14 protein-coding genes are annotated in these 15,324 nt (G+C 58.3%); 12 read left to right on the top strand and 2 right to left on the bottom strand.

Annotated features, from left to right (window positions below; translation table 11 throughout):
- Nucleotides 1-152 precede the first annotated feature (152 nt).
- The 3 genes from OLX77_RS03120 to OLX77_RS03110 are packed head-to-tail and all read left to right on the top strand — an operon-like array spanning nt 153 to nt 3,417.
- Nucleotides 153-2,882: a cation-transporting P-type ATPase gene (locus OLX77_RS03120; protein WP_307632126.1), complete on the top strand. Its 2,730-nt coding sequence runs from the start codon at nt 153-155 to the stop codon at nt 2,880-2,882.
- A gap of 39 nt (nt 2,883-2,921) precedes the next feature.
- A complete protein-coding gene (locus OLX77_RS03115) occupies nt 2,922-3,143 on the top strand; it encodes a hypothetical protein (RefSeq protein ID WP_307632125.1) in 222 nt (73 codons plus the stop codon).
- 13 nt (nt 3,144-3,156) lie between these two features.
- Complete coding sequence (locus OLX77_RS03110) at nt 3,157-3,417, top strand: TFIIB-type zinc ribbon-containing protein (RefSeq protein ID WP_307632124.1); 261 nt, start codon at nt 3,157-3,159, stop codon at nt 3,415-3,417.
- A gap of 28 nt (nt 3,418-3,445) precedes the next feature.
- Here OLX77_RS03110 and OLX77_RS03105 read toward each other — a convergent pair whose 3' ends face one another.
- The gene (locus tag OLX77_RS03105) at nt 3,446-4,060 is read right to left on the bottom strand and encodes a 3'-5' exonuclease (RefSeq protein WP_307632123.1); all 615 of its coding nucleotides are present in this window, start codon (nt 4,058-4,060) and stop codon (nt 3,446-3,448) included.
- Between the two features lie 230 nt (nt 4,061-4,290).
- Between OLX77_RS03105 and OLX77_RS03100 the strand changes: the two genes are divergently transcribed.
- The 8 genes from OLX77_RS03100 (at nt 4,291) to OLX77_RS03065 (ending at nt 11,146) form a co-directional block, all read left to right on the top strand.
- Complete coding sequence (locus OLX77_RS03100; protein WP_307632122.1) at nt 4,291-4,614, top strand: hypothetical protein; 324 nt, start codon at nt 4,291-4,293, stop codon at nt 4,612-4,614.
- Nucleotides 4,615-4,688: 74 nt separating this feature from the next.
- Nucleotides 4,689-6,140, top strand: a complete 1,452-nt coding sequence (gene zwf, locus OLX77_RS03095) for a glucose-6-phosphate dehydrogenase (RefSeq protein WP_307632121.1) — start codon at nt 4,689-4,691, stop codon at nt 6,138-6,140.
- A gap of 160 nt (nt 6,141-6,300) precedes the next feature.
- Nucleotides 6,301-6,996, top strand: a complete 696-nt coding sequence (gene pgl, locus OLX77_RS03090) for a 6-phosphogluconolactonase (protein WP_307632120.1) — start codon at nt 6,301-6,303, stop codon at nt 6,994-6,996.
- Nucleotides 6,997-7,011: 15 nt separating this feature from the next.
- On the top strand, nt 7,012-8,868 hold the full coding sequence (edd, locus tag OLX77_RS03085; protein WP_307632119.1) for a phosphogluconate dehydratase: 1,857 nt from the start codon (nt 7,012-7,014) through the stop codon (nt 8,866-8,868).
- 62 nt (nt 8,869-8,930) lie between these two features.
- The gene (locus tag OLX77_RS03080; protein WP_307632118.1) at nt 8,931-9,266 is read left to right on the top strand and encodes a type II toxin-antitoxin system RelE/ParE family toxin; all 336 of its coding nucleotides are present in this window, start codon (nt 8,931-8,933) and stop codon (nt 9,264-9,266) included.
- Complete coding sequence (locus OLX77_RS03075; RefSeq protein ID WP_307632117.1) at nt 9,263-9,571, top strand: addiction module antidote protein; 309 nt, start codon at nt 9,263-9,265, stop codon at nt 9,569-9,571. The genes OLX77_RS03080 and OLX77_RS03075 overlap by 4 nt, the downstream gene beginning before the upstream one ends.
- A 96-nt stretch (nt 9,572-9,667) precedes the next feature.
- Nucleotides 9,668-10,432, top strand: coding sequence for a hypothetical protein (locus tag OLX77_RS03070; RefSeq protein ID WP_307632116.1), 765 nt, complete (start codon nt 9,668-9,670; stop codon nt 10,430-10,432).
- A 69-nt stretch (nt 10,433-10,501) separates the two neighbouring features.
- The gene (locus tag OLX77_RS03065) at nt 10,502-11,146 is read left to right on the top strand and encodes a bifunctional 4-hydroxy-2-oxoglutarate aldolase/2-dehydro-3-deoxy-phosphogluconate aldolase (RefSeq protein WP_371877486.1); all 645 of its coding nucleotides are present in this window, start codon (nt 10,502-10,504) and stop codon (nt 11,144-11,146) included.
- Nucleotides 11,147-11,483: 337 nt separating this feature from the next.
- Here the strand turns inward: OLX77_RS03065 and OLX77_RS03060 are convergent, their stop codons facing one another.
- Entirely contained in the window at nt 11,484-13,121 is a 1,638-nt protein-coding gene (locus OLX77_RS03060) for an ABC-F family ATP-binding cassette domain-containing protein (protein WP_307632114.1), read from the bottom strand.
- A 516-nt stretch (nt 13,122-13,637) separates the two neighbouring features.
- On the opposite strand from OLX77_RS03060, the gene OLX77_RS03055 reads away from it, so the two are divergent.
- On the top strand, nt 13,638-15,311 hold the full coding sequence (locus OLX77_RS03055) for a hypothetical protein (RefSeq protein WP_307632113.1): 1,674 nt from the start codon (nt 13,638-13,640) through the stop codon (nt 15,309-15,311).
- Nucleotides 15,312-15,324: the final 13 nt, after the last annotated feature.

The following is a 15,324-nucleotide window of genomic DNA, read 5'->3' as shown; positions in this document are numbered from 1 at the left end:
CAGGCACCCCGTTTCGTTTATTTCGAACTATTCTAGCTGTATTTTCTAATTGTTCAAACTATATTCCCGCGGTATCTTTTAGTATACTGAAGTGAATCAAGGCACCAGCCCGAGATCCCGGGTCGAACTGCCGGTGTAAAAAGGAGACGTGTATGAAAGTTGAGGATTTGATCGCCAAGCACTGGCACCACCTGCCCATTGAGGAAGTGGTGGAGCTGTTGGAGTCGGAGCGGGAGCAGGGGCTTGACCGGTTCGCGGTCGAGCACCGCCAGGAGGCGTTCGGCCCCAATGCCATCACCGCGCAAAAAGGACAAAGCCCGCTCATCCGTTTTCTCCTCCAGTTCCATCAGCCCCTGATCTATATTCTTATCGCTTCCGGGTTGATCACCGCTATTCTCGGGGAATGGGTGGATTCCGGGGTTATTTTCGGAGTGGTGCTGGTCAACGCCTTTGTCGGCTACATCCAGGAAGCCAAGGCGGTCAATGCCCTGGCTGCCCTGGCCCGGACCATGACCACCGTGGCCACGGTCATGCGGCAGGGGGAGAAGCGGCAGATCCCGGCCACGGAACTGGTGGTCGGCGACATTGTTTTCCTGCAAAGCGGCGACAAGGTTCCCGCCGACCTGCGGCTCTTTCAGGTGCGCGATCTTCAGATCGCCGAAGCGGCGCTGACCGGCGAATCCGCCCCCGTGGCCAAGGATCACGGGCTCCACGGTCGCGAGACGGTCCTGGCCGATCGGCATAACATGGCCTATGCCTCGACCCTGGTCACTTATGGACAGGGCAAGGGCATCGTTACCGCCATCGGGGACGCCACCGAGGTCGGCCGCATCTCCAAGCTGATTTCCGCGGCCGAGGCGCTTGCCACCCCGCTCACCCGCAAGATCAGTGAGTTCAGCAATGTGCTGCTCTACGTGATTCTTGGCTTGGCTGGGCTGACTATTGTGGTCGGTCTTCTTCGGGGACAGCCCTTCCTCGAGATGTTCATGGCCGCGGTGGCCCTGGCGGTTGGCGCCATCCCCGAAGGGCTGCCCGCCGCAGTAACGATCACCCTGGCCATCGGCGTTTCGCGCATGGCCAAAAAACGGGCCATCATCCGGAAACTTCCGGCCGTGGAAACCCTGGGCTCCACCACGGTGATCTGCACCGATAAAACCGGCACCCTCACCGAAAACCAGATGACCGTGCAGGAGATCGTGGCCGGCGGTGTGTCGCATACGGTGAGCGGCACCGGCTACAATCCCCTGGTCGGCACCATTGATAATTTGGAAAACGCTGCCGATCCCGGGATCTCTTCGGCTCTGCGGGAATGTTTGCGGGCCGGGTTTCTCTGCAACGACAGCCAGCTTGTGGAGGAAGAGGGGGTGTGGCAAATACAGGGCGATCCCACCGAGGGCGCCTTGCTGACCGCGGCAAGAAAAGGCGGACTCGGCCCGGAAACGCTGACCGTTAACCCCCGCTTGGATACGGTGCCCTTTGAATCGGAACACCAGTACATGGCCACCCTGCATGATGGAGGTCTTGGCGCCCCCCGCTTGGTATACCTCAAGGGGGCGGTGGAGGCGGTTTTGGCCCGCTGCATCACCCAGCTTGACCGGATGGGCAATCCGGTTCCCCTGCGTATTGAGGATGTTCAGGCAGCGGTGGAGAGTATGGCTGCCAAGGGAATGCGGGTGCTGGCCATGGCCCGTGCGGAGATGGCTCCGGAAACCTGTGTTATCCATCATGCCGATCTGCCGACAACCATGGTTTTTCTCGGCCTGCAGGGAATGATCGACCCGCCGCGGCCGGAAGCGGTGGCAGCGGTGAAGATCTGTCAGACCGCCGGTATCCGGGTGAAGATGATTACCGGCGATCATCCGGTTACCGCCGCGGCTATTGCCAGGCAGGTCGGACTCTATAACCTGGGTTCAACCCGTGGAGATGGAGTTCCGGTCCTCACCGGTGCGGAGCTTGAAAAACTCTCGGACAGCGAATTTATCGACCGGGCCGAAGACACCGTGGTTTTTGCCAGGGCGACCCCGGAACAGAAGCTTCGTCTGGTCGAGGCCCTTCAGGCCAGGGGGCAGGTGGTGGCCATGACCGGCGACGGGGTCAACGACGCCCCGGCTTTGAAGCGGGCGGATATCGGCGTGGCCATGGGCATCACCGGCACCGAGGTGGCCAAGGAAGCTGCGGACATGGTGCTTACCGACGACAACTTCAGCTCCATCGAGGCGGCGGTGGAAGAAGGGAGGGGAGTGTTCGACAACCTGACCAAGTTCATTGTCTGGACCCTGCCCACCAATCTTGGCGAGGGGCTGGTTATCCTCACCGCTGTTTTTCTCGGCGTTACCCTGCCCATCCTGCCGGTGCAGATCCTCTGGATCAACATGACCACTGCCGGCTTTCTTGGTCTGGCCCTGGCCTTTGAGCCCAAGGAGCCGGGCCTCATGCTCCGGCCGCCCAGGCAACCGGATGCGCCGATCTTGAGCAATATTGTCATCTTCCGCATTACCCTGGTGAGTTTCTTGATGCTGGGGGCCGCCTTCTGGCTCTTTGCCTGGGAGCAGAGGATCGGCGCCACCCTTGCCGAGGCGCGCACCGCCGCGGTGAATGCCTTTGTCATGGTCGAGCTGTTTTATCTCTTCAACTGCCGCTCCCTGGAAAAATCTATTTTCAAGCTCGGTTTTTTCTCGAATCTGTGGGTGCTGGGCGGCTCTGTCGCCATGTTCCTGCTGCAGATCGCCTACACCTATCTGCCGGTGATGAACCGCTTGTTTCAAAGCGCCCCCATTGATCTTGCCGTCTGGGGCAGGACCGTGGTGGCAGGGGTGGTGGTTTTTGTGGTGATAGAGATCGAAAAGAAACTGTGGCTCAAAAAGGGTCGCGTTGGTGCCTGAAGGGTTCATGCTGAAAAAAATGAAAAAAGGAGCTTCACAATGAAAAATATCCGAACAATCGTCGCCCTGTTATTGCTTTTTTCGGTCATGGGTCTGAGCGGTTGCGAACAGGCTAAAGACTTGGCCACAGAAGCGGCGGAAAAGGCAAAGCAGGATGTTGCCGCCGAGATCAGCAAGGCCATCACGGGCGGCGACCAGGCTGAAAAAGAAGAGGCCGGTTCGAGCAAGGAAACAGAGAAGCAAGAAGACGAAACAAAATAAAAGGAGAGAACCAATGAAATGCCCGGTATGCACTCAGGTGGATTTGGTCATGACGGATCGGCAGGGAGTGGAGATAGATTATTGCCCGGAATGTCGGGGCATCTGGCTGGATCGGGGAGAACTGGACAAGATTATCGAGCGTTCAGGCCTCCAGGCCCAACCCCAGCGGCAGGAAGAACGCGGGGCACGGCAACCATTCCATGATCACCATGATCACGACTATCATAAAAAGAAAAAACATAAGGGATTGTTGGGCGAGTTGTTTGATTTCTAATCTTACTCCAGGCACAACCCGGAGGACTTCACCGGCTGGAATTCCCACCTTCCTGCCGTAATCTCAAATACAGCTCCCGGCCTACCCAGGCATCGGTGGCGGCGTACTGGATCTGGGCCGGAGCGAGAACATCCCTGGCCCAGTTTGTGGTCTGGGCGCCCTTGGCGATGCGAAAGCCCAGTAAGACCGCGGCCAATCCCCGCAAACCGTGGTTTTTTATCTCGGCCTCCTTGGCGAGTGTGCCAAGGTCGACAAAGCCGGCGGGCTCGAAGCGGGCCAGCTTGTGCAGTTCCTGCAGATCATAGGCCAGGGAAACCCCTGCCTTGATCATCTTGGGATCGGCCAGGATTTCGCGCAGGGGACCGGGCAAGCCGAGATGTTTCAGCTGAAAGAGGTAGACCGCGCTTTCCCCCGCCAGCTGCAGGAGCGAGGGGAGGTAGCATTCCCCCTTGCTATAGGCGGGCCGGGTTTCCGTGTCAAAGCCGAGGAGGCTTTCCTCCGCCAGGGCGCGGACAGCCTGGCTTACCTCCGCGGCGGTGCGGACCACATGGACCGCACCCTCCCATCTTCGTATGGGGCAGGTGTTGATTTCTTCCTTGGTCATCCGCTGGGCAAAGCCGGGGCGTGGGTCGTTGGTGTGCATGAGTCTATATACGAGAACCGTCGCTGGTTTGGGAAGGATTTTTATTCCTCCGGCACCAATCGCCCCCTCCATCAGACCGATAGCTTTTCTTTATCGGGGCGGTCCTCTTTGCCCAGACCCTCCTTATCCCCTCCCGGTTTTTCCTGCCGTCCGCGGGGCAGCAACTCAAGTCCCGGCTGAAGATTCTGCAAATCAAGGAACACCCTGCCAACCCCCTGGCGACCCGCCCTGTGTGGCTGAATTTTGCCAAGGGCACGAGCGGCGGCGCGATCAATTTCCCGTTTATCGGGAAGCAAGCGGGCGTGCACTCTCCTTTTAAAAAAGAGCCGGGTCCGGAATCGGCCTATCTTCAGGAGATTCGCCTTGGTTTTTATGAAAGCCGGGATCCGGGCATTGTGTCCCTGCCCCTGTTGCGCAACATGGGCGAGGAAGGGGTCTGGCTGCCCGAAGCGGCGGAAGGGCTGATCAATGGGCCGCCCGCCTGTCGGAGTGTCTGGTTCGGCGGTGGTGAGGGGCCCATATTTTCCTTGACTTCATTTTTGAAACAGCCGTAGCCTTTTAAGAGAAACGGGATGTACGCACCGGGGTATGTCCCGGCAAAGGGCAGCGAAGTTCGGGAGAAAAACAAATGCAACCATGTGATTTTGTCGTCTTCGGCGCCCATGGCGATCTGGCCACCCGCAAATTGGTGCCTTCGCTCTACCAGCTGGACAAGGCGGGTCTTCTTGAGCCGGACCTGCGGATTGTCGGGGTGGCTCGTCGGGAGATGGCCCTTGACGAGTATCTCGCCCTGGCCAGGGAAAGTCTGACCACCTTTATGAAGGAACCGGTGGACGCGCAGGTCTGGGAGCGGTTTGCCGGGCGGCTGCGGTATGTCTGCCTCGATCTTGCCAGCCATGACCAGTACAGCAAGCTCCGCGAGATTATCGATCCGGTCAAGCGGGTCATGGTCAACTACTGCGCTGTTCCCCCCTCCATCTATGGCGACATTTGCCGGGGCTTGGCCCAGGCCGGCTTGGTCACCCCCCAGACCCGGGTGGTCCTGGAAAAGCCGCTGGGCACCGATTTGGCCTCCTCAAAGGTGATCAACGACGCGGTGGCTCAATTCTTCAAGGAAGAACAGGTCTACCGGATCGATCATTACCTGGGCAAGGAAACAGTGCTCAATCTGGTGGCGCTGCGCTTCGCCAACTCCATCTTTACCACCAACTGGGACAACACCACCATCGACCATGTGCAGATTACCGTGGCCGAGGAGGTGGGGATCGAGGGCCGCTGGGGATATTTCGACAAATCCGGCCAGCTCCGCGACATGGTGCAGAACCATCTCCTGCAGATCCTCTCCCTGGTGGCCATGGAGCCGCCGGTCACCCTGGGCAGCGAGAGCATCCGCAACGAAAAGCTCAAGGTGCTGAAGGCGTTACGCCCCATCACCAAGGACAATATCGAGGAGAAAACCGTTCGGGGCCAGTACGCCGCCGGCTTTCTCAAAGGCGGGCCGGTGCCGGGCTACCATGAGGAGGAGGCGGGCAACCCCCGGAGTTTTACCGAGACCTTTGTCGCCCTGCGGGTGGATATCGACAACTGGCGCTGGGCCGGGGTGCCGTTTTATCTGCGCACCGGCAAACGCATGACCAAGAAGCTCTCCGAGGTGGTCATCTATTTCAAACGGCTGCCCCATAACATCTTCCGGGAAAGCTACAAAAATCTCCCCTCCAACAAGCTGATCATCCGTCTCCAGCCCAACGAGGGGGTGGAGATCGAGATGCTGAACAAGGTTCCGGGCATCGGTTCGGGGGTCAAGCTGCAGCGGACCACCCTCGACCTGAGCTTTTCCGAGGCCTTCGAGTCGGCGCATGTTGCCGATGCCTACGAGCGGTTGCTCCTCTCCGCTCTCGAGGGAAGCCAGTCCCTGTTTATCCGGCGCGACGAGGTGGAGCAGGCCTGGACCTGGATCGATTCCATTCAGGATGCCTGGCGCACCAGCAACGACGCGCCCATGCCCTATCCGGCAGGGACCTGGGGGCCGGTGGCCTCGGTGGCGTTGATGGCACGCGATGGCCGGGCCTGGGACGAATAAACGCTCAGCAGCAACGCAGCTGCGCGCAGTCTCGCGGCGCTCGCTTAGCTGTCATCGGTCTGCTCATGTGCAATAGCACACTTCGCAGACCTTTTCCTCGCACCTGCATCAGCAGCAAAGCGGCGCTGCTGAGCGTTTATTATGAATAATGGAGCAGATTATGCCTGAATTTAAAGAGTTTAAGGATTCTTCCGCCCTGGTGGCGGCGCTGGCGGATCGGGTTGCCGAGCTGCTGCGGGTTGGGATCAGGGCGCGGGACAGGGCGAGCCTGGTGGTGTCCGGCGGTTCCACCCCGCTACCGTTTTTCGCGGCCCTTTCGGAAAAGCACCTTGATTGGGAAGAGGTGGTGGTCACCCTGGCGGACGAGCGTTGGGTGGAGCCAAGCGATGCGGCCAGCAACGAGCAGCTGGTGCGGCGGTATCTCCTGCAAAACCGGGCGGCCTTGGCCCGTTTCGTGGGGCTTAAAACCGAGGCGCTTACCGCAGCCGAAGGTGAAAATGACTGTGCGGAAAGGCTGGCCGGGGTGCCGCGCCCTTTTGATGCCCTGGTTCTGGGGATGGGTAACGACGGACATACCGCCTCGCTCTTTCCCCAGGCTGCGCGGTTGAAAAAGGCCCTTGCTCTGGATTCCGGTCAACTCTGTATGGCCATCACCCCTCCCGCAGCACCCCATGAGCGGATGACCCTCACCCTGCCCACCCTGTTGCAGAGCCGGGAGATCATCCTCCATATTGTCGGCTCGGATAAGCGCATAGTGTACGAAAAGGCGCTGGCCGAGGGGCCGGTGGGTGAGATGCCCATCCGGGCCATACTGCGCCAGACGTTTTCGCCGGTTACGGTTTTCTGGTCTCCATAAAATAAGGAAGTAGTCATGAACAGTACGGTCGAAAAAGTAACCCAGCGGATTATCGAACGCAGTTGTCCTCATCGGGAAAGCTATCTGCGCAACATGGAGGCGGCCCAGGTGACCGGGCCCTTCCGGCACCGGCTGGCCAGCAGCAATCTCGCCCATGATCTGGCGGTCTGCCGGGGCGGGGAATGCCAGGCCCTGCGCGGTGGACAGGCGCCCAATATCGCGATCATCACTTCCTACAACGACATGCTCTCGGCCCATCACACCTACGAGCACTATCCGGCCCAGATCAAGAAGGCGGTGGCAACGGCGGGCGGCACGGCCCAGGTGGCGGCCGGGGTGCCCGCCATGTGCGATGGGGTCACGCAGGGCGAGCCGGGCATGGATCTCAGCCTGATCAGCCGGGACGTCATCGCCATGTCCACGGTGATCGGGTTGTCCCACAACGTCTTCGATGGGGCTCTGCTCCTGGGGATCTGCGACAAGATCATGCCCGGTCTCTTGATGGGGGCGCTGCAGTTCGGTTATCTCCCCATGATCCTGGTGCCGGGCGGACCCATGCGCACCGGGCTCTCCAACCGGGAAAAGGCCCGGGCCCGGGAGCAGTTCGCCCAGGGCAAGATCAGCAAGGAAGAGATGCTGGCGGTGGAGTGCGCCTCCTACCACGGGGGTGGGACCTGCACCTTCTACGGCACGGCCAACAGCAACCAGTTGATCGCCGAGATTATGGGCTTGCACCTGCCCGGCGCCTCCTTTGTCAATCCGGACGATCCCCTGCGCGAAGCCTTGACCAATGCGGCCTCGGCCAGGGTCTGCGAGCTGACCCATCTGGGCGAAAACTATACTCCCCTGTGCCGGGTGGTCAGCGAACAATCGGTGGTCAACGGCATCGTCGGCTTGCTGGCCACCGGCGGCTCCACCAATCAGACCATGCATCTGGTGGCCATTGCCCGAGCCGCAGGCATCCGCATCAACTGGGATGATTTTTCCGAGCTCTCCGAAGCGGTTCCTATGCTGGTGCGGATCTACCCCAACGGTCCCGGCGATATCAACAGCTTTCAGGCTGCGGGCGGTATGGCGGTGCTGATTTCCGAGCTGCTGGGCGGCGGTTTTCTCCACAACGAGGTAATGACCGTGGCCGGGGAAGGGTTGGAGCGGTACACCCAGCGTCCTACTCTGGTGGCGGGTAAGGCCCAATGGTCCGAGAGGCCGAAGTCCTCTCGGGTGCCCGAGGTCATTGCCTCGCTGGCCCAACCGTTTTCCCCCACCGGCGGACTCAAGGTGCTGGACGGCAACCTCGGCAGGGCGGTGATCAAGGTCTCCGCCTTGGCAGATGGCGACGCAACCTGCATCGAGGCCCCGGCCATGGTCTTCCACACCCAGACGGCACTGGCCGAGGCCTTTCACGCAGGCAAGCTGGACCGGGATTTGGTGGCGGTCATCCGCTTTCAGGGTCCGCAGGCTACCGGCATGCCCGAGCTGCACAAGCTGATCACCCCGCTCTCCGTCATTATGGACCGGGGCTTCCGGGTGGCCATGGTCACCGACGGCAGACTTTCCGGCGCATCCGGCAAGGTGCCGGCCGCCATCCACGTGACGCCGGAGGCCTTGTGCGGTGGGATGTTGGCCAAGGTGCGGGACGGGGATTTGATCCGCATCGATGTGGGGGCAGGAAGCCTGGAATTGCTGGTGGATGAGGCGGAGCTAGCCAAGCGGGAGTATGCCGAGGCCGAGCTTGACGAGCAGCGGTACGGGGTGGGGAGACAGATCTTTGCCGCCCTGCGCAGTGATATGCTGGGGGCTGAGGAAGGGGCGAGCTCGTTGTTCACCTATGTGCGGGAGAAGTGTAAGGTGAATTTTGGGGTGGATGAGTAGGGGGTGATGGATGTCTCGTTCTGTAAGATTGACATATTGTAACATATAATCTACAATAAGCCATGCCGGAAACGACATACTGTCTTGAGTACTATGCCGACGAGAAGGGGAAAGAACCTTTCCGGGACTGGCTTTACGGGCTTCGTGATCGTGCAGCCTTTGCCCGGATTACCGTTCGTCTTGACCGGGTGGAACTCGGGAATTTTGGCTTCTGCAAAAGCGTCGGCAATGGCGTGTTCGAGTTGAAGATCGATCATGGTCCTGGGTATCGCGTTTACTATGCCATCAGCGGTAAGACCGTTGTCCTGCTGCTCCTTGGTGGTGACAAGTCAACCCAGACCAAGGATATCGAGACGGCAAAATCATACTGGGCCAGTCACCGGGAGAGAATATCATGAGAGAAATGACGCATTACGAAAAAGACTTGAGTGAATGGCTGAAAGACCCTGACAATGCCGCCGAATACCTTACGGCCTCCATTGAAGAGGGGGATAAAGACACCATGCTGCTGGCCTTGCGCCGGATAGCCCAAGCCCAGGGAGGGATGGCCTTGGTCGCGGAAAAAGCCCAGGTGCCGCGGGAAAGCCTCTACCGGGCGCTTTCGCTCCGGGGCAATCCTGCTCTGTCGAATCTTCTGGCCATCCTGCACGGCATGGGGCTGAAAATGACCATCCAGCCGGAAAAAAGGGTTGCCGCAGCGTAAGTCTGGCCCCATTTTCCCCGCTGCTCAGAGGGGAATGCATGAAATCATGGGCGTCCCGTTTTTAATTGTAATCAATGTTTAGGTTTCGATCAGCACATGGATAAACTCTATGACCAAACGCTTTTAAATATGGAGCGTACCGTGCATATGTTGGCCCAGCGAGTCCCACAACCAGTGCGGGTGCCATACAAAGACGGGTTTGTCTACCGGCATATCGAAAAGTCGATACATCAAGCATTGGTGCAGAAGTCGGCGCGGATCGTAAGCACTTTGCAGGCAGCTCGCCTTCTAATGAATCATGGTTTTGTACAAGAGCAGGCATCACTTCAGCGCATTCTCGATGAAATGGATGAGGACGTGATGTTCCTTGCCTATACAGTGATTTTCAACGATAAGACGCTTCTGCAACAGGCTTACCTTGATTCGTTTTTCGAAGAAGAATTCGATGCAGCGTCGGCTGTTGCATCCACACAAAAGAGGCCAATGGTCCCGCGGAAGAAAATTCGCGCGTATATCGCCCGAATGGAGGGCACCCCCATGGATTCCAGTCGTGGGGTAGAACTCGCTCGCACATTAAGCAAAGCGTATTCTGGATATATTCACGCAGCATCACCGCAGATTATGGATATGTACGGCGGGAGTCCCGCAAGGTTCCATGTTCGAGGGATGAGAGGAACATCGCGTCATCTTGAACACCAGGCTGATCTTTGGAACTACTTTTATCGAAGCATCATCGCATTCAGCTTTATCGCTAAAGCTTTTGGCGATGAAGAATTGTTTGCCACGATCCATGAATTCACTCGAGAGTTCGAACGATTATCCGGGAAGAACTATGAATCAAAAGAGTGGGGAGAAATCTAATCCTCCAATCAACCGGACTGGAAAGAGCACCGGTGTGACGACATTTTGTGAGGTAATTTAAGGATGGCGCTGACAAGGAAATGGAAGATGCAGCCCGGCGAGGTTTTTGCTCAAGGGCCGGTGGTGCCGGTCATGGTGATCAAGGATCTTGCCCATGCCGTGCCCTTGGCCCGTGCCCTGGTGGCGGGCGGGATCAGGGTGCTGGAGATTACCCTGCGCACCCCTGTTGCTGTTGCGGCTATCCGGGAGATTGCTCGGCAAGTGCCCGAGGCGGTGGTGGGGGCCGGGACGGTGACCAACGCGGAGGATCTTGTGGCGGTGAGCGAGGCCGGCGCAGTTTTTGCCATCAGCCCGGGGCTTACTCCGGAGCTGCTGGATGCGGCCAATCGAGGGTCTATTGCCCTGATTCCCGGCATTGCCACGGTTTCCGAACTGATGGTCGGGTTGCAATGGCGTTATGATCATTTTAAGTTTTTCCCCGCCGAAGCGGCGGGCGGCATCCCCATGCTCAAGGCCATTGCCGGGCCGTTTCCCAAGGTGACTTTTTGCCCGACCGGCGGGATCAGTGTGGAAAATTACCGCGACTATCTGGCATTAGGGAATGTGGCCTGTGTGGGTGGTTCCTGGGTGGCGCCGGCCGAGGCGGTGGCGCGGGGGGATTGGGAGCTTATTAGTCAACTTGCCCGCGATGCGGTTCTAGACGCAGGGAAATAGGGCTTCGTAAAAGGCCCTCCGACAGGCTCAGGGTGAGCGGTGGTTGCGGTGCATTAGAGTTTTTTCCCTGCTGTAGTTAAATTCCCATTGGCACGCAGCCGAGCACCGGAGAGGCTGCCGAAAAGGGGATTTGCACTGTTTGAGCGAAGCGAGTTTGCAAAGCCCCGGCAGCATCGAGGAGCGCCGGGCATCCCGCCAAAGGCGGGACAAGAGACACAGGGTGCCCTTTCTTTGGTTCGTTTCTTTGGGCACGCAAAGAAATGAACAGAACAACAATGCGTATCTCATTGCTGAGATTGCACAGTAACCAGAGAAAACTGTTACAGCAGGTTCCCTGCTAGAGACTCAACGCCACCTCTCCATTACACAGCGATTCCCGCAGCGCCATCACCTCCGCATCCTCCAGATAATCATCAAACGGCATCCGCTTGTCAATAATCCCGCCGGGCAGGATCTCGATGATCCGGTTGGCGGTGGAGGCGACCATCTGATGGTCGTGGGAAGCAAAAAGGATCACCTCCGGGAAGGCGATGAGGCCGTTGTTTAAGGCGGTGATCGATTCCAGGTCCAGATGGTTGGTGGGCTCGTCCAGGATCAGGGCGTTGGCCCCGGTGAGCATCATTCTCGAAAGCATGCAGCGCACCCGCTCGCCGCCCGAGAGGACGGAGGTCTTTTTTAACGCCTCTTCCCCGGAGAAGAGCATCTTGCCCAGGAAGCCCCGGGCAAAGCTTTCCCCCTCGCTGGGCGGGGTGTACTGGCTCAGCCAATCCACCAGGGTTATATCCTTTTCGAAAAAGGAGCTGTTTTCCTTGGGGAAGTAGGCGGTGGACATGGTGATCCCCCAGCGGAAGGTGCCGCGATCCGGGGTCATCGCCTCGGTGAGGATCTCAAAAAGAGTGGTCTTGGCCACGGAGTTGAGGCCGATGAAGGCGATCTTGTCTTCCTTGTGCACCGTGAGGTCGAAATCGTTTAAGACCGTGACCCCGTCGATCTCCTTGCCCAGCCCGGTAACCTCCAGGATGATGTCGCCGCAGGGCCGCTCGGGCTTGAAAACCACGAAGGGGTATTTGCGCGACGAGGCGGGCATGTCCTCGATGGTGAGCTTGTCCAGCAGCTTCTTGCGCGAGGTGGCCTGCTTGGCCTTGGAGGCGTTGGAGGAAAAGCGCTGGATGAAGTCGGTGAGCTCCTTGGCCTTGGCTGCGGTCTTCTTGTTGTCGTCTTGCTTCTGTTTGAAGAAGAGCTGGCTGGCCTGGTACCAGAAATCGTAGTTGCCCACGTAAACCCGGATCTCGCCAAAGTCGATGTCCGCGATATGGGTACACGACTGGTTGAGGAAATGTCGGTCATGGGAGACGATGATCACCGTGTTCTGGAAGCGGAAGAGGAAATCCTCCAGCCAGGTGATGGATTTGAGATCCAGATGGTTGGTGGGCTCGTCCAGCAGCAGGATGTCCGGGTTGCCGAATAACGCCTGGGCGAGGAGGACCCGCACCTTGTCGCCGCCTTCCAGCTCTTTCATCTTTTTTTCGCGGAACTCCTCGGGGATGCCGAGGCCCTTTAAGAGAACGGCCGCCTCGGATTCCACCTCGTAGCCGTTCATCTCGGCAAACTCCGCCTCAATGTCTCCGGCCCGGATGCCGTCCGCCTCGCTGAGTTCGGCCTTGGCGTAGAGCGCCTCCCGTTCGTGCATCAGGGCATAGAGCTGCTTATGCCCCATGACCACCGTATCGAACACGGTTTCTTCGTCAAAGGCGAAATGATCCTGGCGCAGCATGGCGATCCGCTCCTTGGGGCCGACCACGATCTCGCCCTTGTCCGCCTCTTTTTCCCCGGCGAGAATCTTGAGGAAGGTGGATTTGCCGGAGCCGTTGGCGCCGATGAGGCCGTAACAGTTGCCGGGGGTGAACTTGATGTTGACGTCCTTGAAGATAATCCGCTTCCCGTAGGAGAGGGCGATATTGACTGCGCTGATCATGATATTTCCTTGGGTTTAATGAAGAAAGCGTGGTGCGTTTCCGGCGTCCTGTGCGGAGAAGATGGGCGCTGGCTATTGTAAACCGCGTACTATACTGCAGATGGCAGAAAATAACAATGGCAGTCGCAGATAACGATACGGATATGGGTGTTTTTTGGGAGGAGGAGGGGCGCGGCACAGGTGGCTGCGGTGCGCCAGGGGTATCCCTGAACGGGAAGAACCTTGGCGGCCCGATCTGCTTCAAGGGGCATCTGGATTCAGCCGGATGGTTTTTTTGCTTGTTCTCTGTCCTCCGTGGGATTAAGAGGCGTTCCGTGGTATCGGCGGCTGCTGATTCCCCTTGACAGTGAATACGAATTTTTTGTATTATTTCAGGATGATCCAGCCTGTGGCAGATGGTTTTCCGAGGGATACAGCGCCGCTGCCAAAGCAGGTGACGGTCGGTGTCTCTTTCCCTTAAATCTCTCAATGGGCTTACCCTGTTCTCCTCCTGCCGACAATGGACCTGAAAGCGCAGTGACTACCTTGCCGACCAACTCCATGCAGAAATGGCTTTTCCGTGGCGCCGCGCTTCTGCTCGCGACCACCATTGGTGCACTTGCCTTCTACATTTTCTGTTCGTACCAGGCTTTTTTCAACTCCGACGCGGCCATCGCCAATATCCTGGCGGAAGAAATCGTCCGGGCCGGGGATTTTTTCCCGAAAACCTGGTGGTATGTCAACAATGACCTCTGGGTGTTTTACAAGCACCTGCTCCTGATCCCATGGGTCATGGCTGGAGAAAATAGCTTTTTTGCCCATGGGGTTTCCGTTTTCCTGGTGGTTTTGGTCACCATGACGGTGCTCGCTCTGCTCCTCCGAAATCTGGGGCTCTCAAAGACAGCGGCGCTGATGGGGTGTGTCGTTGTTGGCCTGGGATATTCCCCCATGTATCTGCGGGAGGTTTACGGCGAGGCTGCCTACACCTGGTACTTTGCCTTTATCCTCTCTTTTTTGCTGCTTCCGCTCCAGGCCGCCAGGCCGGATTCGGGAAGAATCTCGCGCCAGGCTCTGTTTGCGCTTCTGCTTGTGCTTGTCTATCTGGTGGTGATCGAAAACCCGGTACGGTTTCTGGTCTATTACATCGCGCCGTTTTTCGGCGCTTTTCTGGTGTTGCTCTATGCGGAGCGGCAGGCATTGCTTGCGGGTGGCGCAGATGGTTGCAGGGCAAGGTTTTTCCCCAAGATCATCCCCGCGGCCGCCGTTCTCGCGGCACTCCTGCTGGGGGCTTTTTCCCACGATTTCCTGCTGGCGCGACTGAACCATGCCGGTGGCGCCAATCAAGCGTTGCTGGTTCCGGTTCAGCAGTTGCTGTTTCATGTCGCCTATTCGCTGCTCGGGTTTCTGAATTTTATCGGGGCGGAGTGGGGGGATAAGGTGGTTCTGGCCTCGGCGGAAGGGGTGTTTTCCCTATTGAAACTGGGGTTCTATCCTGTGGCGTTGGTTCTGCCTGCCTGTTATGGCTGGAAGAATATTCTCCGCTTGGAGCGGGGGCAAAGATATTTTCTCCTTCTCTCCTACCTTGGCTTTGGCTTGATCTTTTTTTTGTATTCGGTGAGCACTCTGCATGACGGGGCTTTTGCCGCCAGAAACAATATCCGTTACATCATCCCCTATCTGATGATGATACTGGTCTGCCCGGTGGTGGTCTGGCGCTTCTTTCCCCAGGTTGCCAAGGGTGTGCTGGTTGTGACCCTTGTGCTCGCAATCGGGGGGTCCTGGAAAAACATTTCCCCCGAGGGTTGGCGGGAGACGGCAAAGGGACAGGCCGACCTGATCGCCGCCTTGAAGAGCCGCGGGCTTTCCCACGGCTATGCCCCCTACTGGGATTCCCACGTGTATACCGTACTCAGCAAGGGCACGGTGCGCATCCGGCCCATCGACATCGATTGGCGCGGGGTCGGTCTCTGTGTCTGGCTCTCAAGCGATCGGTGGTACGAAAAGGGATATGCCGACGGCAAGGTCTTTTTCCTGGTGTCCAATGACAAGCTGGAGAACTGGAAAGACGGCAGTGAAAGACTTTCCCTGCCTCAGCCTGCCGAGGTCTTTACCCACGATGGCTATACGGTTTTTGTTTTTTCCGCCAATCCGCTCATCGGCATCGGAGAGAGTGGCCGAGCCTGTAGAGAGGGGGATGAAAGTGAGCCTTGAGATGAAACCGGCA

Source organism: Thiovibrio frasassiensis (assembly GCF_029607905.1).
GTDB classification, from domain to species: Bacteria; Desulfobacterota; Desulfobulbia; order Desulfobulbales; family Desulfurivibrionaceae; genus Thiovibrio; species Thiovibrio frasassiensis.
Note: the sequence above shows the minus strand (reverse complement) of the source record. Positions and strands in the feature narration are given on the sequence as shown.